This is a genomic window from Devosia sp. MC521 (genome assembly GCF_014127105.1).
Lineage (GTDB): Bacteria > Pseudomonadota > Alphaproteobacteria > Rhizobiales > Devosiaceae > Devosia.
In genome coordinates, this window is the sequence record NZ_CP059902.1 from 3,318,085 (window position 1) to 3,343,681 (window position 25,597).

22 protein-coding genes and 1 pseudogene are annotated in these 25,597 nt (G+C 57.9%); 7 read left to right on the plus strand and 16 right to left on the minus strand.

Annotation, left to right across the window (positions count from 1 at the left end):
• Positions 1-213 precede the first annotated feature (213 nt).
• The 5 genes from H4N61_RS16030 (at position 214) to purU (ending at position 5,623) form a co-directional block, all read left to right on the plus strand.
• Positions 214-1,305: a polyamine ABC transporter substrate-binding protein gene (locus H4N61_RS16030; RefSeq protein ID WP_182394464.1), complete on the plus strand. Its 1,092-nt coding sequence runs from the start codon at positions 214-216 to the stop codon at positions 1,303-1,305.
• 178 nt (positions 1,306-1,483) lie between these two features.
• Positions 1,484-2,635 (plus strand): polyamine ABC transporter ATP-binding protein, encoded by a 1,152-nt coding sequence (gene potA / locus H4N61_RS16035; protein ID WP_169195591.1) that lies wholly within the window; start codon positions 1,484-1,486, stop codon positions 2,633-2,635.
• Between the two features lie 37 nt (positions 2,636-2,672).
• Positions 2,673-3,626, plus strand: coding sequence for an ABC transporter permease subunit (locus H4N61_RS16040; RefSeq protein ID WP_169195592.1), 954 nt, complete (start codon positions 2,673-2,675; stop codon positions 3,624-3,626).
• Between the two features lies 1 nt (position 3,627).
• The gene (locus tag H4N61_RS16045) at positions 3,628-4,443 is read left to right on the plus strand and encodes an ABC transporter permease subunit (protein ID WP_169195593.1); all 816 of its coding nucleotides are present in this window, start codon (positions 3,628-3,630) and stop codon (positions 4,441-4,443) included.
• A 325-nt stretch (positions 4,444-4,768) separates the two neighbouring features.
• Positions 4,769-5,623 carry a formyltetrahydrofolate deformylase gene (gene purU, locus H4N61_RS16050; RefSeq protein WP_248306534.1) on the plus strand — a complete coding sequence of 285 codons (855 nt, stop codon included), beginning with the start codon at positions 4,769-4,771 and terminating at the stop codon, positions 5,621-5,623.
• A 216-nt stretch (positions 5,624-5,839) separates the two neighbouring features.
• Here purU and H4N61_RS16055 read toward each other — a convergent pair whose 3' ends face one another.
• The 5 genes and pseudogenes from H4N61_RS16055 to H4N61_RS16075 all read right to left on the minus strand — a co-directional run bounded on the left by H4N61_RS16055 (position 5,840) and on the right by H4N61_RS16075 (position 11,580).
• Positions 5,840-6,280, minus strand: coding sequence for an Rrf2 family transcriptional regulator (locus H4N61_RS16055; RefSeq protein ID WP_169195595.1), 441 nt, complete (start codon positions 6,278-6,280; stop codon positions 5,840-5,842).
• 510 nt (positions 6,281-6,790) lie between these two features.
• Positions 6,791-8,581 (minus strand): annotated as a pseudogene (locus H4N61_RS16060) (cation:proton antiporter); the annotation flags it as partial.
• A gap of 167 nt (positions 8,582-8,748) precedes the next feature.
• A complete protein-coding gene (locus H4N61_RS16065) occupies positions 8,749-9,843 on the minus strand; it encodes an AAA family ATPase (RefSeq protein ID WP_182394466.1) in 1,095 nt (364 codons plus the stop codon).
• Entirely contained in the window at positions 9,843-10,526 is a 684-nt protein-coding gene (locus tag H4N61_RS16070; RefSeq protein WP_248306535.1) for a fumarylacetoacetate hydrolase family protein, read from the minus strand. Before H4N61_RS16070 ends, H4N61_RS16065 begins: the two co-directional genes overlap by 1 nt.
• Positions 10,519-11,580 (minus strand): aldo/keto reductase, encoded by a 1,062-nt coding sequence (locus tag H4N61_RS16075; RefSeq protein WP_169195599.1) that lies wholly within the window; start codon positions 11,578-11,580, stop codon positions 10,519-10,521. The genes H4N61_RS16070 and H4N61_RS16075 overlap by 8 nt, the downstream gene beginning before the upstream one ends.
• A gap of 104 nt (positions 11,581-11,684) precedes the next feature.
• Between H4N61_RS16075 and H4N61_RS16080 the strand changes: the two genes are divergently transcribed.
• Positions 11,685-12,608: an EamA family transporter gene (locus H4N61_RS16080; protein ID WP_169195600.1), complete on the plus strand. Its 924-nt coding sequence runs from the start codon at positions 11,685-11,687 to the stop codon at positions 12,606-12,608.
• 69 nt (positions 12,609-12,677) lie between these two features.
• On the plus strand, positions 12,678-14,033 hold the full coding sequence (gene hemN / locus H4N61_RS16085; RefSeq protein WP_169195601.1) for an oxygen-independent coproporphyrinogen III oxidase: 1,356 nt from the start codon (positions 12,678-12,680) through the stop codon (positions 14,031-14,033).
• Positions 14,034-14,045: 12 nt separating this feature from the next.
• Here hemN and H4N61_RS16090 read toward each other — a convergent pair whose 3' ends face one another.
• The 11 genes from H4N61_RS16090 to H4N61_RS16140 all read right to left on the minus strand — a co-directional run bounded on the left by H4N61_RS16090 (position 14,046) and on the right by H4N61_RS16140 (position 25,494).
• Entirely contained in the window at positions 14,046-16,046 is a 2,001-nt protein-coding gene (locus H4N61_RS16090; RefSeq protein WP_169195602.1) for a hypothetical protein, read from the minus strand.
• Complete coding sequence (locus H4N61_RS16095) at positions 16,043-17,188, minus strand: chemotaxis response regulator protein-glutamate methylesterase (protein WP_169195603.1); 1,146 nt, start codon at positions 17,186-17,188, stop codon at positions 16,043-16,045. Before H4N61_RS16095 ends, H4N61_RS16090 begins: the two co-directional genes overlap by 4 nt.
• The gene (locus H4N61_RS16100; protein WP_169195624.1) at positions 17,185-18,042 is read right to left on the minus strand and encodes a protein-glutamate O-methyltransferase; all 858 of its coding nucleotides are present in this window, start codon (positions 18,040-18,042) and stop codon (positions 17,185-17,187) included. The genes H4N61_RS16095 and H4N61_RS16100 overlap by 4 nt, the downstream gene beginning before the upstream one ends.
• A gap of 83 nt (positions 18,043-18,125) precedes the next feature.
• A complete protein-coding gene (locus H4N61_RS16105; protein WP_169195604.1) occupies positions 18,126-18,590 on the minus strand; it encodes a chemotaxis protein CheW in 465 nt (154 codons plus the stop codon).
• Between the two features lie 91 nt (positions 18,591-18,681).
• The gene (locus H4N61_RS16110; RefSeq protein ID WP_182394468.1) at positions 18,682-20,781 is read right to left on the minus strand and encodes a methyl-accepting chemotaxis protein; all 2,100 of its coding nucleotides are present in this window, start codon (positions 20,779-20,781) and stop codon (positions 18,682-18,684) included.
• A complete protein-coding gene (locus H4N61_RS16115; RefSeq protein WP_248306003.1) occupies positions 20,781-21,269 on the minus strand; it encodes a chemotaxis protein CheW in 489 nt (162 codons plus the stop codon). The genes H4N61_RS16110 and H4N61_RS16115 overlap by 1 nt, the downstream gene beginning before the upstream one ends.
• The gene (locus H4N61_RS16120; RefSeq protein ID WP_182394469.1) at positions 21,266-23,245 is read right to left on the minus strand and encodes a chemotaxis protein CheA; all 1,980 of its coding nucleotides are present in this window, start codon (positions 23,243-23,245) and stop codon (positions 21,266-21,268) included. The genes H4N61_RS16115 and H4N61_RS16120 overlap by 4 nt, the downstream gene beginning before the upstream one ends.
• Complete coding sequence (locus H4N61_RS16125; protein WP_182394470.1) at positions 23,242-23,610, minus strand: response regulator; 369 nt, start codon at positions 23,608-23,610, stop codon at positions 23,242-23,244. The genes H4N61_RS16120 and H4N61_RS16125 overlap by 4 nt, the downstream gene beginning before the upstream one ends.
• Positions 23,611-23,621: 11 nt before the next feature.
• Positions 23,622-23,942, minus strand: a complete 321-nt coding sequence (locus H4N61_RS16130) for an STAS domain-containing protein (protein ID WP_182394471.1) — start codon at positions 23,940-23,942, stop codon at positions 23,622-23,624.
• A gap of 643 nt (positions 23,943-24,585) precedes the next feature.
• A complete protein-coding gene (eco, locus tag H4N61_RS16135; RefSeq protein WP_182394472.1) occupies positions 24,586-25,053 on the minus strand; it encodes a serine protease inhibitor ecotin in 468 nt (155 codons plus the stop codon).
• Between the two features lie 177 nt (positions 25,054-25,230).
• Entirely contained in the window at positions 25,231-25,494 is a 264-nt protein-coding gene (locus H4N61_RS16140; RefSeq protein ID WP_182394473.1) for a PepSY domain-containing protein, read from the minus strand.
• Positions 25,495-25,597 lie beyond the last annotated feature (103 nt).

The window sequence follows — 25,597 nt, forward strand, 5'->3', positions numbered from 1 at the left end:
CCCGGCTCCGGGACAATGGCAGCGTTGACCAACCGCTCTGACGAGCGGACGACTTCTCGATTCACATTTCCAATTTCACATTTTCCGAGCTCTCAAAGATGAGGTGCCGGGGCAAGTCGCGGGGCTTTTCCGCGACCCAAGCGTTACGCCGCTAAACCAGCTGTCGCGTCAGACAGACCATCGCCTCAAAAGGTCCCAATAGGAGACTGATCCATGAACAAGCCACTCGCCATTGCCCTGGGTGCTCTCTTGGCTGCTAGCCCTGTCTTTGCGCAGGAAGAGCCAGTGCTCAACGTCTACAACTGGTCCGATTATATCGCCGAAGACACCATCGCCAATTTCGAAAAGGAAACTGGCATCAAGGTGAACTACGACGTTTATGACAGCAACGAAATCGTCGACGCCAAGCTCCTTGCTGGCAATTCGGGCTATGACATCGTCGTGCCGTCGGGCAATTTCGTTGAACGTCAGATTAAGTTCGGCCTGATCGCCCCACTCGATAAATCCAAGCTGACCAATCTGGGCAATCTTGATCCGGTCGTTATGGAACAGGCCGCACGCCACGATCCAGACAATGCCCACGCGGTTCCCTACATGATCAACACGATCGGTCTGGGTTACAACAGCGCCAAGCTGGCGGAAGCTCTGGGTGCCGACGCGCCAATCGACAGCTGGGATCTGTTGTTCAAGCCTGACGTGGTATCAAAGCTGGCCTCTTGCGGTGTTGCCGTTCTCGACAGCCCGTCTGAAGTCATGGGTATTGCGCTGAACTACCTCGGCATCGACGCCAATTCGGAATCTGAGGAAGACCTCGCCAAGGCCGAAGCTCTGCTCAACTCGGTGAAGCCGCACATCCGTTACTTCCACTCGTCGCAGTATATCGACGATCTGGGCAACGGCGAAATCTGCTTGGCCCTCGGCTACTCGGGCGACATCTTCATTGCCTCGGACGCGGCAGCCGAAGCCAATCGTGGCGTTGAAGTCAACTACCTGATCCCCAAGGAAGGTGCAGCAACGCTGTTCGACTTCATGGAGATTCCTGCGGACGCACCGCACAAGGAAAATGCCCACAAGTTTATCGACTACATCCTGCGCCCAGAAGTTGTGGCTGAGATCACCAATTATGTGTTCTACGCCAACCCAAACCTGCCGGCTCTTGAGTTTGTAGACGATGAAGTGAAGAACAATCCGGGCATTTATCCGCCTGCAGAAGTGCTGGCCGAAGCTTTTGTGATGTCTGCGCACTCTCCAGAGTACGAAGAGGTCTTGACCCGCACTTGGACCCGCATCAAAACGGGTCAGTAACAAGTTTTGCGAAGGGGCGGTTTCGACCGCCCCTTCAACCATTGCCAGCCCGGTTTTCGAATGTCTTCGAACACCCTCCCCTGGCGTTGTTTTCGAGTACCGATTTTTGCCTTAAACGGAGAAGTCGGCAGCGCTGAAGATGACGGCAGGTGGCCGTCAGTAGAGTTGCAGAGCGTCAATGGCCAAGAAGCCGCAGCTTGCAGTCGATACGCGCCCATGGCGCGATACTGGTAATAATAAGCCCTTCGTTCGCATTAAAAATGTGACCAAGAAGTTTGGCGACGTCACTGCTGTCAATGACGTGTCGCTCGACATCTATCGTTCTGAACTCTTCTGCCTTCTGGGCGGTTCAGGCTCGGGCAAGTCGACGCTTTTGCGCATGCTCGCAGGCTTTGAAATGCCAACCTCGGGCACCATCGAGATCGACGGCCAGGACATGACCAATGTCCCGCCCTATAACCGTCCCATCAATATGATGTTCCAGAGCTATGCTCTGTTCCCGCACATGACGGTCGAACAGAATATAGCCTACGGCCTCAAGCGCGATCACCTGCCCAAGGATGAGATCACTGCCCGTGTCGCTGAACTTCTCGCATTGGTGAAGTTGCAGGACTATGGCAAGCGCAAGCCGCACCAGCTTTCCGGTGGTCAGCGCCAGCGCGTTGCCCTCGCGCGTGCTCTGGCTAAGCGGCCAAAACTCTTGCTCCTCGACGAACCTCTTGGCGCGCTCGACAAGAAGCTGCGCGAGGAAACCCAGTTCGAGTTGGTCAAAATCCAGGAATCGCTTGGCGTTACCTTCATCGTCGTGACCCACGACCAGGAAGAAGCCATGACCTTGGCCACCCGCATAGGGGTGATGAACCAAGGCGAAATCGCCATGATCGGCGAACCAACTGACATCTACGAATATCCAAACTCCCGTTTTGTCGCGAGTTTCATTGGCTCTGCCAATATGGTCGAAGGCACTGTCACCGAAGACGAGCCAGACCACGTGCGTATCCGCTCCAAGGAATTGGGCTGCGATATTTACGTCGGCCACGGGGTCGACTGCGCACCAGATCAGATTTTGTGGTGGGCCATCCGCCCAGAAAAAATGTCGCTGAGCCGTGAAAAGCCCGAAGGCCATTTCGGCGCCAACGTCACCACTGGCGTAGTCGAAGAAATCGCTTATTTGGGCGACATCTCGGTTTATCAGGTGGAGCTGGAAAGCGGCAAACGCGTCCGTGTGAGCCAGACCAATTCCGTGCGCGGCAATCCAGACGCGATTACATGGGAAGAGAAGGTCTACATCACCTGGGATGACAACGCCGGTTCGGTGCTAACAGTATGATCACCCCTTTTGTTGTTTTCCAGCGAGGGGTCCGAGCATGACTTCAGCTCACGAACCAACCATCCCTCCGCCCCGACGGCTAAAACCCTGGAACGCGGTTGAGCGCTCATTGCGTAAAGTGGGCATCACCGGCCGCATGCTGGTGTTGGCCGCTCCTGCGCTTTGGCTGTTCATCTTCTTTCTGGTGCCACTCGCGGTTGTTTTCGGCATCTCGCTGGCGACCAAGCAATTCGGCCGTCCGCCCTATTCAGCACTCCTGAGCACCGAAGACGGCACCGTGCAGCTCACCCTGCATTTGAGCAACTACATCCGGCTTTTCACCGATAATCTTTATATCGCAGCTTACCTGAGCTCGATCCGGATTGCCGCGATCGCAACGGTGATCACGCTGTTCGTTGGCTACCCAATGGCCTATGCCATTGCGCGTGCGCCCGACCGGTGGCGCAACATCTTGCTGATGTTGGTGGTTCTGCCGTTCTTCACATCCTTCCTGCTGCGTGTTTATGCCCTCTCGGGCTTTATGCGTGGCAATGGCGTCATCAACCAGTTCTTGGGCATGTTCGGCATTCCGCCTCTGGTGATGATGCAGACCGACTTTGCCGTCTATGTCGGCATTGTTTACACCTACCTGCCCTTTATGATCCTGCCGCTCTATACGACGCTGGTGAAGCTCGACAGCTCACTGTTCGAGGCCGCAGCAGACCTTGGCGCGCGCCCTGTGCTGACTTTCCTCACGGTTACCCTGCCGCTCTCGCTGCCGGGCATTATCGCGGGGTCGATGCTGGTGTTCATTCCAGCCATTGGCGAGTTCGTCATTCCCTCGCTCTTGGGCGGTCCTGAAACACTCATGATCGGCCGCGTGTTGTGGGACGAGTTCTTCACCGCCGCCAACTGGCCGCGAGCTGCAGCTGTCGCCTGCGCCATGCTGCTTGTCGTCGTCGTTCCCATCATGCTCCTCCAAAAGGTGCAAAGCTCAATGGTGGAGAAGTAAGATGTTCTCACGTGGATGGTTTTTGCCCATCGCCGCAGCACTTGGCTTCTCCTTCCTCTATGCGCCAATCGTGTCGCTGGTCATCTTCTCGTTCAACGAAAGCAGCCTCGTCACGGTTTGGTCGGGCTTTTCGACCAAGTGGTACTCCGCGCTCTTTAACGACCCGCAGCTCTTGGGTGCTGCCTGGCTGAGCCTACAGATCGCAGCACTTGCAGCAACAATAGCGCTTGTGCTCGGCACGCTTGCGGCAGTGGCGCTCGTGCGCTTCCGCCGCTTTAAGGGCCGTACACTGTTCTCAGGAATGGTGTCGGCCCCGCTGGTCATGCCTGACGTGATCACGGGCCTGTCGCTGCTTTTGCTCTTCGTGGCCATGGAATCCATGCTGGGTTGGCCGCGCGGTCGCGGGATGATGACCATCGTCATCGCCCACGCCACGTTCTGTACGGCCTATGTCTGCGTTGTGGTTCAGTCGCGCCTTGCTGATTTCGACCGGAGCCTTGAAGAAGCAGCGATGGATCTGGGCGCGAGCCCTGTTCGCACCTTCTTTGACGTAACCTTGCCGATCATTGCGCCGGCCCTCGTATCGGGTTGGCTCTTGGGCTTCACCCTCTCGCTCGACGATCTTGTGATCGCCAGCTTTGTCTCGGGCCCAGGCTCGTCGACCCTGCCAATGGTGATTTTCTCCAAGGTCCGCCTTGGCGTGTCGCCTGACGTAAATGCGCTTGCGACCATAATAATTGGCATTGTTGCGGCGGGTGTACTGCTGGCAACCTTGTTGCAATTGCGCGGACGACCCAAGAAAAAGGCTCGTGCGTAACCTTGTTAAAACCCGCTTCCGAGCGGGTTTTTTCTTGGCCCAACCGCCCATTACTCGCCGGACTAGACAGATCAGAACTTTGAGGGCACACTCCTATTATGTTCAACCTGTTATAAGGAGGTGATCCAGTGTCTTTTGAGGTTTTAGTTCTCTCGAGCTCCGGTTTTCGTGCTTTGACTGGGAGTGATCTCGGCTAGCACACCTCCGCAGTCCCAGAGACTGATTAACTCGGGAAGGGCCACTCTTAGGGGTGGCCCTTTTTGTTGGGCTTGACGTGGGGGCTTTAGGCATTGATACCCCAATGCAAATATTTTGGAGGCTTGCCGTGTCCTCGGCTAATTTTGTTCTGACCCTATCCTGCATCGACCGTCCGGGTATTGTGGCTGCCGTCACAACAGAACTGGCGGGCCTGAATGCCAATATCGCTGAGAGCAATCAGTTCTGGGATAAGGAAACCGGTCGCTTCTTTATGCGCATCGCCTTTACCGCACCGGATGGGCTGAGCCGCGAAGCTATTGAAAATGCGCTGAAATCGCCAATCGCTCGCTTCGATATGCAAACCGCGTTGAGCGACGAGAGCATTCGCAAGCGTATCGTGATCATGGTTTCAAAGTTCGACCACACGCTCTTGCACCTGCTCTACCAGATCCGTGTGGGCTGGCTAAATGCCGACGTTGCAGCGATCGTTTCGAACCATGAAGATGCGCGCAAGATCGCAGAAGATGCAGGGATTCCATACCATTACCTGCCTGTGACCAAAGACACCAAGGCCGATCAAGAAGCCAAGGTACTTGAGATTGTGCGCGACAGTGGCGCTGATCTTGTCGTGCTCGCCCGCTATATGCAAGTGCTGTCGGACAAGCTCTCGACCCGTCTGTTCGGTCAGGTCATCAACATCCACCACTCGTTCCTGCCGAGCTTTAAGGGCGCCAAGCCCTACCATCAGGCGCATGAGCGTGGCGTGAAAATCATTGGCGCTACAGCGCATTACGTCACGCCAGACCTCGATGAAGGTCCGATTATCGAGCAGGAAACTGCCCGCGTGACTCATGCCCTGAGCGCTGATGATCTGGTGGCCGCTGGCCGCGATATCGAAAGCCGCGTTCTGGCGCGTGCGGTGAAATTCCATTTGGAAAACCGCGTGATGCTCAATGGCCGTAAAACGGTTGTATTTGGCTGATTGGTTCGGCCTTTAGCCGGAGCGTCACGCCATAACTACCGATACAACCACACTAATTATCCTGGCCGCAGCGGGCATCGCTGCGGCTTGGCTCATTTTCTCAGTGTTCAAGCATCTCTTGGGCATTCTGGCGATCGCGGCTTTGGCCGCCATTGCTTTCGTCGTGGTGACACGACCTGAACTCCTTGATTTCGCAAAGAGTTTTCTCGCGGACCGTTAGGCTACAGCGTCGATTTCGATATCAGCCAGATTGAGCGAGTCCGCGAGGCTGGTGCGATCCAGAACTTCACGCGTTGCGAGTGTAACCCGTTCAAAAACATGTCGAATTTCGCAGGACGCTTCATCCTGGCAATCAACGCACTTGCGATAAGCGATCTTTGAAAGGCAGGGGAGCGGGGCGATTGGACCATCGATTAGCCTAAGTACTTCTCCGTAGGTAATCTCCGATGGCGCACGCACAAGCCCGTATCCGCCCATGCGTCCGCGGCGGCTGGTGACGATGCCAGCCCGTTTTAATTCCAAGAGAATTTGCTCCAGGAACTTTTTTGGGATGGCCTGATCGCGGGAGATTTCGCCGATCATACGGGTCTCGCCCGGAGCGGTGCGGGCGAGAGCAACCAGAGCGCGCAAGGCGTATTTGGCCTTTTGAGAAATCATAATGCGCGCCGGGCCTTATCAGTCTTTGGTCTCTGGTTTAACCACCGGCACGTCATCATTCGTCGAGGTCTCCTCGGAACCTTCAGATGCAGTTGCATCCTCTGGTGAAGCCTCCTCCGTCGCGACGGGTTCGTCAACCGTTTCGATCACGGTTATTTCAGCAGGCGGTAAACGAGGGGCCTCTGATGGGCCTATTTGTGGCACTGTGCCGGCACTTATGGGCTCCACAATGGTCAAAACTTCGATTTCGATGGGCGCCGGACGATTTTGTGCCACTGGCTCTGACGCCTCGACTTCGACGGCCTCCTCGGCTGCCGATACGGGCACCGTTTCAGCTGTGGTTTCGGCATCGACAAGCGGCTCAATTCTATCGGCATCGCGATGCGGCTCTTGAGCGTCCAGTAATGCCAGAGCCACAGTTGGCAGCTCGTCCTCACCGAGGGCGGCGTATTTGAGCACGGCGGAATGCGCTTCCTTCATCGGTGCCTTAGTAATGGCGCCTGCGGCACGCAGCACATCCAAAAAGCCCCGACCAATTTCGCGCTCGCCGCGAATGATCGTACTGGCCCCCAACCCGCGCAGAAAACTCTCTTCCTCGTCGGAATAAGCGCGAGCGATGATCTGGATACTTGGGTTGAGCTTGGCTGAGCTCTCGCACACACTGCCCGCTTCAAAGGCATTGGAGATGGCAACGAGAAGTGTCTTGGCTTGCGCGAGATTGGCGAGCTTCAACACGTCTTGGTGCGCCGCATTCCCGACCACCACTTCAAAGCCTTCGCTACGCGCGGCAGCGACGTCGTGATCAGAATCCTCGATGACAACCACGCCACCGCCCTCAGCCTTGATGCCTTGGGCGATCACGCGCCCCACTTCGCCGTAGCCAACCAGAACTGTGTGCTCGGTTTGAGTGGATGGCTCTGCAGTATCGTCGTCAGCGCCAAGCGCTCCGCGATCAAGGCCTGCGGCGGTTGGGATGTCGGTTGTCGCAGGGCCTGTTGCAGCCAAGGAGGGCTCGTGACGTCCGGAGGCTGGGACACTGGACTTGTCTTCGCCCAGCGGCTTGCCAAAGCGCGCTTCAAGCTTGGGACGAATAAGATCGTTAGCCCAGAAAGCCACCGGGTTGAGCAAAATGGAGATCAGCGCGCCCGCAAGAATAAGGTCTTTCGCCTCGGTGGGGAGAATGGCCAGAGCCACGCCCATGCTGGCAAGAATGAAGGAGAACTCACCAATTTGCGCCAGCGAGGCCGAAATGGTGAGGGCAGTGCCGACGGGGCGACGGAACAGCAGCACGATCCCGAAGGCGGCAAGAGACTTGCCCACCATAATGATGAAAACGGTGGCGAGAACTTGGAACGGCTGCGCCAAAAGGATGGCCGGGTCGAACAGCATGCCGACCGAGACAAAGAAGAGCACCGAGAACGCGTCGCGTAGCGGCAAGGTTTCGTTGGCAGCGCGGTGAGAAAGCTCGCTCTCAGCCAAGATCATGCCCGCGAAGAAGGCCCCAAGCGCCAGTGACACGCCAAAGAGCATGGCCGAGCCGAGGGCAACACCCAAGGCAATTGCCAACACGGCGAGACGGAACAACTCGCGGCTGCCGGTGTGGGCCGTGGTGTGCAGCGCCCAAGGGATAATGCGTCGCCCCACGACAAGCATGAAGCCAACGAAAGCGGCCACCTTGATAAAGGTCAGGACGAGCACGCCCCAGATGCCGATATCAACGCCCAGAATACGGGTAACGAAGGAGACGAACGGATCGTGCACGCCCGTTGTCGTGCCGCTGACACTGGCGATAGCGGGAACCAACACCAGGGCGAGAACCATGGCCAGATCTTCGACAATCAACCAGCCAACAGCAATCCGCCCGCGTTCGCTCTCCAGCAAGCGCCGATCTTGCAGCGCCTTAAGCAGCACGACGGTGGACGCCACGGACAGCGCCAAGCCAAAGAGCAGGGCCGCGCCAAGGCTCCAGCCCAAGAGAAGGCCCAAGCCCGCACCCAGAATCGTGGCCGAGGCGATCTGCACCACAGCGCCGGGAATGGCGATATTGCGGACACTCATCAGGTCTTTGAGAGAGAAATGGAGGCCCACCCCGAACATGAGGAGGATAACGCCCATTTCAGCCAGTTCGGCCCCGATTTTCTGATCGGCAACAAAGCCGGGCGTGAAGGGACCGACGAGAATACCGGCAAACAAGTAGCCCACCAAAGGGGGCATTTTGAACCGATTGGCGATCATGCCGAAGATATAGGCTAGCACCAAACCCGCTACGATCGTCGTGATCAATGGGGACTCGTGGTGCATCTGCGCCTCCGGCTTTTCGCGATTTCAAAGTTCACAATGAGGGATCAAAACCTCAAGTTCAAGCGAGCATCGGCCCAAGGCGATACGCGCGGGCAAGCTTAGGCCCTGCCCCCATAGATGCGGAAAACATGACTGAACTTTGACTCTGGCGCGGCCGAATGGCGACCTTAGCCGCTGACGATGGTTATCTTTTCAGCGGCCCGGGTAATCGCCGTATAAAGCCAGCGCGCGCGCTCCTCGCGGAAGACATGGCTTTCATCGAAGAGATAGACATTGTCCCACTGGCTGCCCTGCGCCTTATGGACGGTGAGGCAATAGCCAAAGGTGAACTCGTCAAACTGGCGGCGCTCGGTCCACGCCATAGCGTCTTCCTCACCCGCAAAGAACGCCTTGTGCGTGAGGACCTTGGCTTCGCCCTTGCCTTCATCATCAACGAGGAGAAGCGTCCACTTGCCAGCGTTGCGCTTCCAAGCTTCCGAGACGATCCAGATTTGACCGTTGAGGAGGCGTTTACGCGGATTGTTGCGCAGGCACACCATTCGGTCGCCAAGGACGGGCTCATGGAAGGGCAGGCCCTTTAGCTCGCGGATACGATCATTATAGGTCAGACGCGTTTTATTGCGCCCAACCAGAACCTGATCGGCCTCCATCACCGCGTCACGATCAACCTGAGCACGGGTGACAACGCAGCTCTCACCATAGGTGCCGTGTTCCAGATAGCCCCCTTCACGCACTGCCATCGAAAGGCGGATGATCGGATTATCGGCGGCCTGGCGGTGAATTTCGGTGAGCATGATGTCGGGTTCGACATCGGTAAAAAAGCCTGCGCCCTGCACTGGCGGCAGCTGAAAGGGGTCGCCGAGAACCAAAACCTTGGTACCGAAGGACAAGAGGTCGATTGCAAGCTGCTGATCGACCATCGAAACCTCGTCGATGACGATGAGGTCGGCGTCGGCTGCCCCGCTTTCGGGATCGAGCGCAAAGCGCGGCTCGCCATTATCGTCCGAGACCAGCGTATAGATCAGCGAATGGATGGTTTGCGCGCCCTTGCAGCCGCGCTTGCGCATGACCATCGCAGCCTTGCCGGTGAAAGCTGCATAGCGCACCGAGCGCACGTCTTGCGCTAAGTGCACGGCCAGCGTTGACTTGCCCGTGCCGGCCCAACCAAACAGGCGAAAGACTTGCGGAGCGTTTTTGTCCTTAAGCCAATTTGAAACAGCGATAAGTGCTGCGTCCTGCTGAGCAGACCAGACGGGTGGCATTAAATGATCTCCGCTTTGATGGTCCCAAGGCCTGCAATAGCACCTTCGAGAACATCGCCTTTCACCACCGCTCCAACGCCTGCCGGTGTTCCGGTCATAATCAGATCGCCTGCTTTGAGGGCAATGAATTGGCTGAGATAGGAAATGGTCTCGGGAACGGACCAAATCTGTTCAGACAAATCACCCGATTGGCGCAGCGCGCCATTGACCTTGAGCGTAATGGCACCGGCTTGGAGATGGCCGATTTGCGCAGCGGGCACAACCCGCCCAATTGGCGCAGACTGATCAAAGCCTTTGGCCATTGTCCACGGCCGCCCCTGCTTTTTCGCTTGGGCTTGGAGGTCGCGGCGCGTCATGTCGAGACCCACCGCATAGCCAAACACATGGGCTAGCGCATCGGCCTCAGCAATGTTCTCGCCGTCTTTGCCAATGGCAACAACCAGCTCGACCTCATGATGGAAATCAACGGTTTGCGGCGGATAGGCGATTGGGGCGTCGTCAATGACCACCGCGTCCGCTGGCTTTTCAAAGAAGAAGGGCGGATCGCGCAGATCATTGCCCATCTCTTTGACGTGCTCAGCGTAGTTTCGGCCCACGCAATAAACGCGGCGCACCGGAAAAAAGCGCCCATCGGCGACAGGCACAAGCACCGGCTGCGGCGCGGCAAAAACCAGATCAACCACGCTTGAGCTCCTCAGCATAGGGACGAATAAGACCCCAATCGGCGGGGCCCAGTCGATCCTGCGCTGTAAAGCTTTGATGCCAATAAGGATAGAGCAGCGGCGGTTGGCTGGCCTTGTCGAGCCGCGCTCGTTCTTCGCTCGAGAGGGTGAGCCTTGCGGCGGCAATATTGTCGGCAAATTGGGCTTCGTTGCGACCGCCAATGATCACCGAGGTGACGCCGGGACGGCCCAGCAGCCAAGCCAACGCCACTTGCGCCCCGGAGACGCCGCGCTGTTCGGCGATTTCAATGAGCACATCGATGATGGAATAGAGCTTTTCCCAATCGTAAACCGGAGGCTCGCGGAAACCGCCGACATGGCGACCACTTTCCGGGCCTCCATCGCGACGATATTTGCCCGAGAGCAGGCCGCCCGCCAGCGGGGACCACACGAGAATGCCAAGGCCCTGATCGTGCGAAACAGGGACCAGTTCATATTCGGCATCGCGCGAATGCAGCGAGTAGTGAATTTGCTGGGACACAAAGCGTTCGCTGCCGCGCTTTTCGCTGGCCATGAGCGCTTTCATGATGTGCCAGCCGGAATAGTTCGAACAGCCGATGTAGCGAACATGACCGTGGCGCACGAGCGTATCCAGTGCCTCCATGGTTTCCTCGATGGGGGTCAGCCCGTCCCACTCATGGACCTGATAAAGGTCAATGTAATCGGTCTTGAGCCGTTTCAGGCTCGCCTTGCATTGCTCGATAATGTGGTGGCGCGACAGCCCAGCCTGATTGGGCCCATCGCCCATTCTGAAGCGCACCTTGGTGGCGACAAGCGCCTTGTCGCGCCGACCATTTTGCGCGAGCACTTCGCCCAAGATTTCTTCGGAGACGCCAGCATTGTAGACATTGGCTGTGTCGTAGAGATTGATCCCAGCGTCGAGGCACATGTCCACTTGCCGCGCGGCGGCATTGACGTCGGCATGGCCAATCTTTTCGCTGCCGCCGAAAGTCATTGTGCCCATGGTCATAACCGAGACCTTGAGGCCTGATCGGCCCAGTTGACGATATTCCATGAGCATTCCTCCTTTGTTCTCCTCTTAACAGGGCTAAAGACTGGAGCGGCTGCGGTCAATCGGCTGGGTGGCGTTTCTCGCAAGGGTAAGCGCGAGGGCAGACCATGACGCGGCACAGTTTCAATGCTAGAGCTGTTCGTCACCTCGTCTTAGGCAGTGTTGTGCGGCCCAATTCCATCGCTCTCCCGGTACTTCTCGTCGCGCTCGGCATGGCCTTTACCCAAACCGGGGCCAGCTTTGCCAAAATGCTGTTTCCGCTGGTGGGCGCGCCGGGGGCAACGGCGCTGCGGCTGACCATTGCCGCCGTTGTTCTCATCGCCATTTTCCGCCCCTGGCGGTTTAAGCTCGATGGGAAACAGTGGCGGGCGGTTCTGCTTTATGGCGTTTCCATGGGCGCGATGAACCTCTTCTTCTACGCGGCGCTAGAACACATTCCGCTGGGGTTGGCGGTTGCCCTCGAGTTCACCGGGCCACTGGCGGTCGCGCTTTTTGGCGCGCGAAAGCCACTCGATTTCTTCTGGATCGTTTTGGCGCTGATCGGTTTTGGTTCGCTAATCCCCTGGGGCGGAAGCGGTGACGATATTTCGATTATCGGGGTGTTGCTCGCTCTGGCAGCAGGCGCGTGTTGGGCGGGCTATATTGTCTTTGGGCAGCGGGCGGGGACCGGCGGCGGGCCCCATATTGCAGCACTCGGTGTTGGCACGGCCGCTATCATCGCCCTGCCCTTTGGACTTATGACGGCGGGGCCGGCGCTGTTTGATGTCTCGATCCTGCCGCTCGCTATCACTGTGGCGCTGATGTCGAGCGCTATTCCCTATGCGCTTGATATGGTGGCCCTGCCCCATATTCCAGCGCGGCTCTTTGGGATTTTGATGAGCGGGCAACCCGCTTTGGCGGCAATCTCGGGGCTGGTTATCTTGGGCGAGCGATTGAGCGTATTGCAGACCATCGGCATGGTGGCGATTATGGCGGCGTCAATTGGGGCGACGCTGACCATTGCCCGCGCGAAAAACCGCGAAAACATTTGATCCCAATCAAATGGCGACGGGCGATGGAGCGCTAAAAACGGGTCAATGACATTGGCCCGGAGCCTTCCCATGGCGCTGACGACCGCACAATTGGTGGATCGCTATTCCGCCCCTGTTCCGCGTTACACAAGCTATCCCACCGCGCCGCATTTTCATGACGGCATCACAGGCGAAACCTATGCGCAATGGCTCAAGGCATTGCCAGAGGACGCAACGCTCTCGCTCTACTTCCATATCCCCTATTGTGATCGGCTCTGTTGGTTCTGCGGCTGCCACACCAAGCACACGCTGCGCTATGAGCCGGTGGCGGACTATCTCCTTGCGCTTTACGCGGAGATGGATTGGGTTTCGCGCCAGCTTGCGGGGCGTGGAACTGTTACGGCGATCCACCTCGGGGGCGGTTCGCCAACCTTGCTCAAGCCCGCCGATCTCCTCGCGCTAAAACGCAAGATTGCGGACGGCTTTACACTCAGCCCCGAGGCAGAGATTAGCATTGAGATTGACCCCAATGATCTCGATGAGGGGCGGTTTGACGCTTTTGCAGAGTTTGGGCTGACGCGGGCCAGCATTGGCGTGCAGGATTTTGACATCACCGTGCAAAAGGCGATCAATCGGCTGCAAAGCTATGAGCAGACCGCGGCTGTGGTGCAGGCGGTACGCAGCCGGGGCGTGCGCTCGGTCAATCTCGATCTCGTTTATGGGCTGCCTCACCAGACGCTTTCGGCGCTGGAAAAGACCGTCGCCAAGGCGCTGCTGATGGAGCCAGATCGCTGCGCGCTCTTTGGCTATGCGCATGTGCCTTGGATGAAGCCGCATCAGAAGATGATCGACGAAGCCACATTGCCCGGCCGGCATAGCCGGTTTCAGCAGGCACAGCGCGCGGCAGAAATGTTCACCTGGGCGGGCTATCGCCCGATTGGCTTTGATCACTTTGCCCGGCCCGGCGATAGCCTCGCCATTGCTGCCGAGAACGGCACGCTCAAGCGCAATTTTCAGGGCTATACCGATGATGCGGCCGATGCGCTTATCGGCTTCGGGGCTTCGGCGATCGGGCAGTTTCCGCAGGGCTATGTGCAAAACATTGTGGCGACCGCGGACTACAAACGCCGGGTGCATGAGGGCAAGCCGGCCACTGGCAAAGGCGTGGCGCTAACACAAGAGGATCGCCTCCATCGCCACGCGATTGAGCGTCTGCTTTGTGCCTTTGCCTTGCGGCCGGAGGATTTTCACGAGTTTGGACGGGCGGGGGCAAATCTCTTTGAGAGCGCCGTGCTGATGGCCGAAAGCGACAGCGACGGGCTGCTGACGCTTTCCGGCAATTCAGTGGTCGTCACCGATACGGGCCGACCGTTCGTGCGGGCCATAGCGGCGCGGTTTGACCAATATCTGACCCTCGGCGCGGCCCGACATTCGCTGTCGGTCTAGGCAAGGGATAGCTTAGAAGAAGATGTCGTCGAGATCGTCGGCATCTTTTTTCTTGGGCTCAGGGTCCGTCACACTGACTTCGGGCGCTTCGCTCAAGAGCTCAAAGCCGTCAATGTCGCTGGTTGGGCTGGCCACAATTGGCTCCGGCTCGGTGCCGAAATCATCAAAGAAGACATCCTCTTCCGCAGGCGCTTCGATAGCGGCAGGGGGGGCGGCTTCAAAGAGATCGAAATCGCCTAGGTCAGAGCTTTCAGAAGCCGGGGCATCGGGTTCATCAAAGCCGAAGAAAATGTCGTCATCGGCTGCGGCGGGGGCAGCTGAGGCTGCAGCGGTGGCCGCAACGACAGGGGCGCCGACCAGACGATCATGGATCTGGCGCTCGGCCTCCATGGTGTAGAGTTTGCGCAGCTTGGCAAAGATCGGCTTGAGGGCGTCCGGCAGTTGCTCTGGCGTGTCTTCGCCGCGCAAAGCCTCTATTTCTGCCTTGATGGCGTCGAGCCGTTCAACGAGACGGGTCTGCCCTTCGAGCCCGCGCTCGGCCGCTTCGAGCAGGCGAATGACGCGCGGTGCGTCGGAGTTAAGCTGTTTGAGCGCGACCGAGATGCGCTGATCAAGCTCAAGCAGGATCGCCAATGCCGCCTTGGCCCGCCGCTCCAATTCCCCCACGGGGCCATCCGCGCTTTGCGCTTCAGCATCGTGGAGCTTGCTAGCAAATGCTGTCGCCTTCGTCAGTTGCTCCATCGCAGCTTGCGCAGCGGTGACTGTTTCAGCAGTCAGCTCGCGCAACTGCATGGCGATAATGGTAAGCGGCGCGCCGCGCGGCCCCATCTGGGCGCAGCGCACGGCGGTGTTGAGGCTGACAAGATGCATGCTGGCTTCGATTTCCTGAACCGCTTCCACATGCTCGAGCAGCTTGCGCACCAATTCCTGAACGGAAATGGAGGTCGCCTCAAGCTTACCGCGCTCGCCTTCGAAATCATTGACCGTGGTCACAGCGGTGCCCACCTGCACGTTCAGAGTCGAGATGGCCGAACCGCTGCCTTTGCCATCGCCCTGAAACTCCTTGCTCAAGGAGATGATGATGCTGGCGTCCGAGACCAACTCGCGCAGAGCGTTTTGGGCCGCGCTGACCTCATCGGCGAAGGTGTCGATGCAATCGCCAAACAATTCGTCCTGCAAGGCGGCGAGTGCCGCAAGGCAGAGCGGCAGATGCTCTGGCGCAATCGCTTCGCCTTCAAAACTGCCATTTTCGGCTAGGGTTGAGAGCGCGCTCAGCAGTGCCTCGACATGCTCAAGCCGCTGACGCGTGGCGTCGCCCACCTGCAGCGCCATGACAGTGCTGCCAATACGTCCCGTGATCTGCCGACCGACGCGTCCGGTTTCAATACTGGACTCGGCGGCGAGGAACTGATGCTGATTGAGCCCGGTAATGGCCGTGCTGAGGTTTTGCGCCAGTGTGCTCAGCGTGTTGGAATGGGTGCTTTCAAAGGCAGAGCGCTGCAGCGACGCCCGGCTCACCTCATCGGCAAGCTGGCGATAGACCTGCGCAAATTCCTGAATGGTTTTGCCCGCCGTATCGGACAGGGTTTTGATGTCGGCGGTGAACACCTCGAAATCATCGTCATTGCCGACAATGCCTGCGGCGGTGACGCGCGCATTGATCGAGACAATGCCCATCATTTTGATGGTGCGGCGCAGGGCATCGATGGGCGAGGAGGCTGCCGTCACGACGCCGACGAGGCTATCAAGGTCAGTCTTTTCAAAATCAAAGCGCTCGGACAGCGTCAGAGCGCGACCCGAAACTGCATCGAGATGCTGAACCGCTGCGCCGACTTCCTCGCCCTGCAAGGCGCTGGGCATGGCTTCGAACAATCGGGTGAGCGTATTGAGCAAGCTTGCCCCTTCGCTCAGGCGATCGCCAGCGTCGACAAAGGCCGCTTCAATGGCTTCACGTGGTTTGCGCACGTCCTCTACGAGGGCGCGAAGCTGTGCTGGATCAAGCTGAATGGTCATGCGCTGTCTCCAGAGCTGTTGTGAGCATGGGCAAAGGCGGCGATCTCGGCGGCCATGCGATCGAGCGGGCGAATTTTTACCGCCGCGCCGCGCTGCACCGCTTCCTTGGGCATGCCATAGACCACCGAAGTCGCCTCGTCTTGCGCGATGGTGGTGCTGCCCATTCCGCGCATTTCGAGAAGGCCGTTTGCGCCGTCGTCGCCCATGCCGGTGAGCAACATGCCCAAGGCATTTTTACCAGCGGACTGCGCGACCGAGCGGAACAGAACATCGACAGAAGGACGATGGCGCGCGACATGAGGGCCATCATCCAGACGCACGGTGTAGCGTGCGCCATTGCGCACCAAAACCATATGCTGATTGCCTGGAGCGATGAGCACCTGACCGGGCAGAACCACATCGCCATCTTCAGCTTCTTTGACCGTGACGGCGCAGGTGGTGTTGAGGCGGCGCGCAAAGGCGGCGGTGAATTTTGCCGGCATATGCTGGACGATCAGAATGGCCGGGCTGGTTTCGGGCAAGGCCTCAAGCACTTCGCGCAAGGCTTCCGTGCCCCCGGTCGAGGCACCAATGGCAATTAGCGGCTCTGTTTGCGGCAAGCGCGCGATAAGATTGGTGCGGCGCAGATCGGTGAGCGGCGGCAAAATCGCGTCTGCCGTCAGCTTGCCTTCGACCTTGATCTGGGCGACCGGGGCCGCAACGCGGCGCTTGGCCGTGCCGGGCATACGGGCATGGGCCGCGGCCTTGGCCGCATCGCAAATGCGCATGCTCGATTCATGTAGGAACTGCGCCGTGTCCATCTGCGGCTTGGCCACAATATCGACGGCGCCCGCTTCCATCGCCTGCAAAAACATGTCGCTGCCGTCTTGCGTCAGGCTGGAGCAAATCACCACCGGAATGGGGCGCTGGGACATGAGTTTGCGCAGGAAGGTCAGCCCATCCATGCGCGGCAATTCGATATCGAGGAAGATGACATCGGGCACTTCATGGCGAATGCGTTCCACCGCCACATAAGGATCGGTTGCCGTCGCCATAACCTCAAGCTCGGGGTCCGAGTTGATGATATCAGAGAGCGCCGTGCGCACCGAGGCGCTGTCGTCGACAACCAGCACGCGAATTTTGGAGGTGGTCAGCTCAGTCATGCAGCTACCGTTGTTTTCTGGAACACCGCAGGGGCGATTTGGTGGAAACCGGCCGAGGTCCCAATCATGGATTCAGAATGGCCCAGAACCAGATACCCACCCGGACGAAGGTGGCTCATCAGCCGTTCTATGACCGCCTGCTGATCGTTTTTCTCAAAATAAATCAGAACGTTGCGCAGGAAGATGATGTCCACGTCACGGTCAACCGGATAGCTGGTTTCCATCAGATTGAGATAGTTGAAGCGCACACGCTGGCGCAGTTCAGGGACGATGCGCACGTCATTGCGGATGCCGTTGCGACGCGAAAACATCAGATATCGGCTTTGCATCGCCTTTGGCACGGGAGCAATTTGCTCTTCTGGATAAATCGCCATCTGGCCAATTTTGAGCACCGAGCGCGACACATCCGTCGCCAAGATCGCATAGCGGAAGTCTTTGCTTTGGGCTTGCAACTCGGCGAGCACCATAGCGGCTGTGTAAGCCTCGGCTCCAGTTGAGCTGGCTGCGCTCCACACTTTGAGCAGCGGCGAAGCTTCACCCAGTCGCGCCTTGAGGAGTTGCGGGACCATGAGGCTGCGCATCAGCTCAAAATGGTCGCTTTCGCGGAAAAAATCGGTTTTGTTGGTCGTTACCGCATCGATGAGATAGGGCAGCTCATTGTCGAGCCCGCCCTGCCGAAACAGGTAATCGCCATAGGTTCGGAAACTCTTGAGCGAGAGCGCGCGGACGCGCTTGCGCAGCCGCCCTTCCACCATGGACTGTTTGGCCGGAGGCAAACGAATGCCGATCTGCGACGAGATAATGTTCGCGATACGGTCATAGTCGACGCTGGAGAGGTGATCCAAATCACCCACAAGCGGTGTGGTGGCGGAGGCGTGCAAATTGATGTCCAAACGATAGAAGGCACGACCGGCAAGACTGCCGATCGTGAATTGGGTCAAAGAGCGGAAGTCGCAGCGGTGACTTCTTTTTTCAAAAGCCGATCAAGATCGAGCACGACGACGAACTCGCCTTTGCGTCGACCGACGCCAGCAATGCCGTGATCGCTCCAACCGCTGTTGACGGTCGGCGCAGGATCAAGCGTGTCATCGTCGAGAACGGTGACTTCAAACACCCGGTCGGTTTTGAGACCCACGGTCATGCCGCCATTGGGGCCCTCGACCGACAGCACCAGAATGCGACTGGTTTCGGTGTCGGCCGCAGCGGGCATGTCGAGCGTCAGACGCAAATCGAGAACGGGGACAGATGCGCCCCGCACATCAATCATGCCCAGAAGATAGTGAGGCGCACGCGGCAAGCGTGCGATTGGCCGAAGATCCAGAATTTCCTGCACCTTGCCAACCGGCACGGCGAACACTTCGTCAGCGACGCCTAGGGTAACGTATTGAGATAATTCAGCCATTCGACAATCCAAAGCGCCGCAAAGCAGCAGCAATCAATGTTTGGCTCCGGCCGCTCAAGACGAGCGACCGGACCTGCTTATGGTTGAACGTTCAAACGTTCGGGCGACGGGCGAATTCGCTGTCGATTTCGTCCTGACCATCATCGCTGAGGTCGAGGTCGAAACCACCGCCCTGCGCAGATTTGGAGGCAGAACCTTCGGACTTGCGCGCTGCCGCGCGGACAGGCTTGGCCTTCTCAACCAGCGCTGGATCGACGCGCTTTGGTTCACGCGCTTCTTCTTCCAGACGGAAGTAGCTAATCGCCTGTTCGAGCTGTTCGGCCTGGGCCGCCAGCTGATCCGAGGTCGAGGCCATTTCTTCAGCCGCGGAGGTGTTCTGCTGGGTGACCTTGTCGAGCTGCTGGATGGCAGCGTTCACCTGCATAGCGCCAGCGCTCTGCTCACGGCTACCAGCCGAGATTTCCTCGACCAGTTCAGCGGTGCGCTGAATATCGGGAACCAGCTTGGCCAGCATATCGCCTGCCGACTGCGCAGCCTTAACCGTTGTGCCCGAGAGGGTCGAGATTTCAGCCGCGGCACTCTGGCTGCGTTCAGCCAGCTTGCGCACTTCGGAAGCCACAACCGCAAAGCCACGGCCATGTTCACCGGCACGCGCCGCTTCCACCGCTGCGTTCAGCGCCAGAAGGTCGGTCTGACGGGCGATTTCCTGCACAACCATGATCTTTTCAGCAATGGTCTGCATGGCGTTGACGGCATTGGTCACCGCTTCGCCGGACGCCTTAGCGTCGGCAGCAGACTGACGCGCAATCTTTTCGGTCTGGGTGGCGTTTTCAGCCGACTGCTTAATGGTGGCAGCCATCTGTTCCATCGAGGCGGATGCCTCTTCGGTGGACGAGGCCTGCTCGGTTGCACCCTGGCTCAGCTGTTCGGCGGTTGCCGACATTTCCTGGCTGCCAGCAGCAACATTGCGGGTGGCGCTGACGACTTCGGACACGACTTCACCGAGCTTGCCGGTCATCATGTTGAGCGCAGTGATCAGATCGCCCACTTCGTCATTGCTCTTAATCTCGGCCTTGGCATTGAGATCACCAGAAGCGACGGCTTCAGCCAGTTTCACCGCACGACCGAGCGAGCGAGTGATTGTCGTGGTGATGAAAATTGCTGCGATTAGCGCAATCAGCGCCGACACGAGCATCAGGCCAATGAGGAAGTTCCGGTCGGTTTCAAAGGTGTGGCCGGCTTCAGCAACCGACTTCATCAAATACTGGGCATTGCGATCAATAATCTGATCGACCAATGCCATGGCTTCGAGACGGAATGGCGCAGCCTGCTGGGTCGAGATCGTGTAGCCGACATAGGCCGAGCGCTGCATTGCCAAATCGACGGCTTCGTCCATCGCGCCAGCAAGCTCTGTCAGCTGTGTCATTGCCGAGGCAAAGACCGCAACCTCATCACCAACGGCCAAACGCTCAAGGCGGGTTACGCCAGAGAGCATACGGTCCAATACTACGCGATAGTCGTCATACATGGCCTGTTGGGTGGCCGGTTCGTCAGACAACAGCATGATATTGCGATGCATGGCAAAAACATCTGCCGTGTCGGTGAACATGCGCGTGTAGCCGATATAGGCTTCAAAGGCGGCGTCTGCACCAGCAGGGTTTACCTGCTTTAGGGCTTCGTAGCGCGCTGTTGCAGCATCGCGCAGCGACAAGGCCGTCTGCTCGAACGCCATTTCATGCACCGCCGCATGCTCTAGGCTCAGCGCCATGGCCTCTCGATCGGTATCGCGCAGGGCCAGATCGGCCACCTGCACCGCGTAATCCCAGTAGACGTCAACATTTTTGACGAATTGCTCAAAGGCAACCAGATCGGCTTCGTCGGTCAGGCGACCGGCAACGTTCTCGATTGCAGCACGCAGGACTTGGTAATTGGCTTCGAGATCCGAGCGGATCGCGACCCGCTCATTCGGTTCCTTGATAATCAGCAGAGAATTGGCTTGCTGAGACACGTTCAAGAAGCTGGTTTTGAGATTGGCCAGATTTACCGAGCGTGCAGCAATATTGCTGATCAAATAGGAGGACTGAGCGTTTTGCGTCGAAAGGCTGTTGATGGCGAGCAGATTGCCCGCGCCCGCCAAAATAACGACAAGGCCAAAAACTGCTGCCAGTTTGAGTTTAATGGATAGGCGCACTAAGCGAGCCTTTCTTCTGATGCTGCATTAGGCGCTGTTCTGGCGCCCTGGCTTTGAAATATGCGTCCCAGATCGGGAATGATGATGAAGCCGCCGTCGCGCTTGCCGATGGCTTTGACCAGTTCGGCAGGCCAGCGCATGCCGACCTTGGGGGCGTCTTCGATGTACTTGCCCTCAATGTCGGTGACGTCGCTGACCTTGTCGGCCAAAACCCCGAGAACGGTCGGCTCGCCATCGATTTCGAGTTCCATCACGACGACACGGGTGTCGTGATCGGCGGGCGGACGCGGCATGTTGAACACGACCCGAAGATCGGTCAGCGGCACGACGCGGCCACGGAAGTTGATGAGATGGGCGGCGAACTCAGGCGCATTGGGCACGAGGGTCGTCGGCACCGGCTCGAGAATTTCGCGGACACGCTCAGCTTCGAGGGCGAAGATTTCGTCGCCTAAGCGAATGGTGAGCGCTTTCATATCGGATTGGGTCATGATGCGGCCCTCTCAGAGCGACCAACGTAGCTTTGTCCTGCCGAAACCAGATGGGCCGTATCCAAGATGAGCGCGACCGAGCCGTCGCCCAAAATGGTCGCGCCCGAGAAGGTGCGGATGCCGCTGTGCAAACGCGACAGCTGTTTAATGACGGTCTGGTTGTTGCCGATGATCTGATCGACCACGAGCCCAACGCGCCCTTCGCCAGACGAGACGATGACCACCTTTTGGTGCTCACCGGTGACGCCAGGCGTCTGGAACACTTCACGCAAGCGCAAATAGGGCACGAGGCTTCCACGGATATCGAGGAAATTGCGGCCCGAACGCGTCGCTTCTGCCTCGGCGGTCAGCTCAACACATTCTTCGACGGCGGCCAGAGGGATGGTGTAGAGCCCATCGCCAACGCGCACCAACATGCCTTCGATAATCGCCAAGGTCAGCGGCAAGCGCAGGCTTGCAGTGGTCCCGGCACCGGGATTGGTGTTGAGCTCGATGGTGCCGCGCAGACCATCAATGGTGCGCTTAACAACATCCATGCCCACCCCGCGTCCGGAGAGCGAAGTGACCTGCTGGGCGGTCGAGAAACCGGGCGCGAAAATCAGCTGATAGAGCTCTTGGTCGCTCAGCTTGGCATCGGCAGAGATCAGCCCGTTTTCTTCGGCCTTGGCGCGAATGCGCTGAGCGTCGAGCCCGGCACCATCGTCGGTCACCGAAATGGCAACTTCCGCACCGGAATAGGTCGCCGAAAGGCGCACGATGCCGGTTTCCGATTTGCCGCTCGCGCGGCGACGATCTGGAGATTCCAGACCATGATCCACGGCATTGCGGATCAGGTGCACCAGAGGATCGGCCAAACGTTCGATGACATTTTTGTCGAGCTCGGTGTCTTCACCGGCGGTAACAAACTCAATCGGTTTGCCCAGCTCGCTTGAAAGGTCATAGACTAGGCGGCGGAAGCGGCTGAACAGCGTCCCAATCGGCACCATGCGAATGCCCATGGTCGTATCGCGCAGACCAGAGGACAGGCGTTCCAAATCTTCCGCGACCGATTTCAGCGTCGCATCGTCCGAATGCGCAGCGAGCTGGCTCAGGCGCGCTTGCGCAATCACCAATTCGCCAACCCGATCCATCAGCTCGTCAAGACGCTCCGCTGGCACCCGCAGTGAGGTTGAGGCAGCTTTGTCGCCTGTCGCATCGGCCTTGGCCGAGGCAGCAACCTTCGACACCGAGCTCGGTGCAGGTTCGGAGGGCCCCGAAACGGGCGCAGGAGCGGCTTCTGGTGCCACCTCGACCAGCGTTAATTCCATGGCATCGCGCAGGAACATGAAGACGTCGTCGATCGCACCGCTTGGATCGACTGCGTCTATATCAACGCGCCAGCCGATGTGTGGCACTTCAGGATCAAGCGTATCGAGGGCCGGAACGCGCTCGGTCAGTGCCATGACTTTGGTTGGGCCAATGTCGGCGAGTTCGGCAAGCAAAAGCTGCGGATTAGTGCCAAAAACCAAAGCGTCCGACGGCAGATAAAACTCAAGCCGCCAGGATTTAATCCCATCCGGCGCCACGCTAGGCGCCGCAGGAGCGACATCAGCCGCTGGCGCAGTTGCACTGGAGCCGACGATAACGCGCAGACGCGAGAGAATAGCGTCGCCGTCGACGTAGGTCTCCTCGTCCTCAATCAGCGCGCTAATGTAATCTTTGGCTTCGAGCGCAATATCGATCAGGCGCGAGCTGGCGTCGCTCTGGCCCTTGCGGACGCGATCGAAAGCCGTCTCGAACTCATGGACGAAATTGGCCACCGCGGTGAAGCCGAACATCGCCCCGGAGCCCTTGATGGTGTGCAGGGCGCGAAAGCTGGAGTCGATCAACGCACGATTTTGCGGATCTTGCCCAAGGTCAAGCAGCCCGCTTTCGAGCTCTTCCAAAAGATCACGTGCTTCCTGACGGAACGTTTCCGCAGGATCTATCCCGATCATGCGCCCGTGACTTTCTTAATAACCGCAAGCAATTGGTCTTGCTTAAAGGGTTTTACGATCCAACCCGTCGCACCGGCCTCTTTGGCCTGGCGCTTGAGCTCGTCTTCGGACTCGGTGGTCAGCAAAATGATCGGCACGCCCTTGCTGGAGGGGTGCTCACGGAATTTACAGACAAACTCAATGCCGTTCATGACGGGCATGTTGAGATCGGTCAGCACGGCATCGATCGGCTGCGCGATCGCCTTTTCGTAGCCTTCGGCGCCATCGGCAGCCTCAACCACGTCATAACCGGCAGTCATGAGCGTCATCGACACCATCTGCCGAATGGAAGCAGAGTCATCGATGGTCAAAATGGTTTTAGCCATAGTTCAAGCCTTCACTTCTGTTCAGGATTAAGGGGCCAGAACGACAAGTCGGCTTGACCAGCTGACAACAGCCCCAAGCTTGTAAGCGCGTCCACGAGGGCGGGAGCAAGCGGCTCTGCCATGCGCACTGTGGTCTCGTTTTGATCCGCCAAACGCTTGGCAGCCAGCAGGGTCTGAACGCTGGTGAGATCAGCATGAGTGACCGCCTGCGTGTCGACGAGGACACTTGCGTGATCTTGAAGGGACTGACGCAAAACGTCCGCCACACTGGTAGCGGCTTTGACGCCAATGTCGCCGTCAAGACGAAGAATATGCTCGAGCGTACTGGTCATACAGAACCTCGAGACGAGCGGTTGGCGGTGGAAGGCATTCTGTCTTTCTGTCGTTCTTCTGCCGACAGGCGTGAGCGCTCCGTCCCTTGCAATTCATCAATTACAAGAAGGAATTCGCACCCATGCTGTGAGCGGCACGCAGTAACTAGCTGCCACTCATGAATCAGACGTTACTTTTGTTGTGCGCTTACAAAGGGTTATGAAGTCACCGCGCTTGGTTAACAATCAACTTCGACAAGTGAATCCAAGAAATTAGATTCTACTGGCGAGTTAATTCAGCGCCATTTCTCACTGGCCGAGCCACTACCGCTTCGGGGACCCAACTAAACACTAAAGCAAAGCTTGTTTTTCACCGCGCAAGACAGCACGCGGTGACTCTGGGCTCAACGCCCGGCAAGAGATACAACTGTCGCGCGGACCACAGCACCTGCGCAGAACGACGCAAAAATGCTGTTTTTGTCCTCTAACGCTCACCCAAGTGTGAAGGCACTGAGGCGACTGCGACAAGATAGCCCGCCTCAAGAAATCCCTTAAATTTCGAGCGCTCCGAACGCGTAAGCACACGTTACAAAAACGGTGCACCTGAGGTACGCCGTTCCAAAAGAGCTCTAAAGTCCGCGTCAACCCAGACGGGCTAGAAACGCTATTTTACGATCTGCTCTGCATCGGCACGCCAGACGCGGAAACGCAGCTCAACATCCTCGGGCGTATAGACAACGACAGGCAGCTTGCTGTTGTAGGGCACCAGCTCTTCATCGACGCTGCGCACGAAGGCTTCACGCTTGGAATCATCAGGGCAGCCCATCATCGTCGAAGCGCCGTTATCGAGTTCATCGAGCAAATAATAATTGTAGCCCCAACCTTCGGCAGTTTCCTCATCAAGCTCACCGCCAAACATGTGATGGTTACAGTCGATCTCCATGGTCTTGCCAACGATCAACTCCAGCTTGAGTTGGTCTTCGTTTTCGTGAGGGGGCAGGACGATGACATGTTGCTTCTGACCGGGTTTAGCCGCTGGATAGGGCGACAAATCAGGACCGGAATGAGCAAATCCCGCACCAGTGGCAGCACTCATGACAATACCGGCGAGGAACAAAGGCACGAATTTCATAAACAAGTCCAAGGTTGAGGCAGATGCTGAACCAAAACCCTAACCTGGAAAAAGTTTAGTCACGAAGAGGCGACTAACTTTTGAAACCCCAAATCCCCAGCGCTGAGGATAAAGGTCCTGCTCTGAAAAGAGAGAAGGCTCCCGGGCGTCAAGCACCGGAAGCCTTCTCTCAAAAAATTAGCGGGTTACTGGACGAAGAGTGTCCTTGTCCACGAAGATCAGCTTCGTCGAACCATCGGCGTCAGCGGCTTCAACGCGGATCACTTCACCCCATCCTTCAACGCTGGTGGCATTGATGCCCTGCTCAGCCAGAAGAACGGTGGTGGCATAGGTCGAGCGGCCGAACACTTCGTCCTTGGAGAAGTGGCTTTCTGCGAAAGCTGCGGTCGAAGTGAAAGCGACGGTCGCGACGGTTGCGATTGCGAGGGCCTTGAGTGACATAGGTTAAATCCTTTTTGTATGTCGTTCGTGGCCAAGATATGGGGCCGTACGCGACACAAAAAAGAAGGCGTTTTCACAACGGACTGTGCATTATTGCAGAACA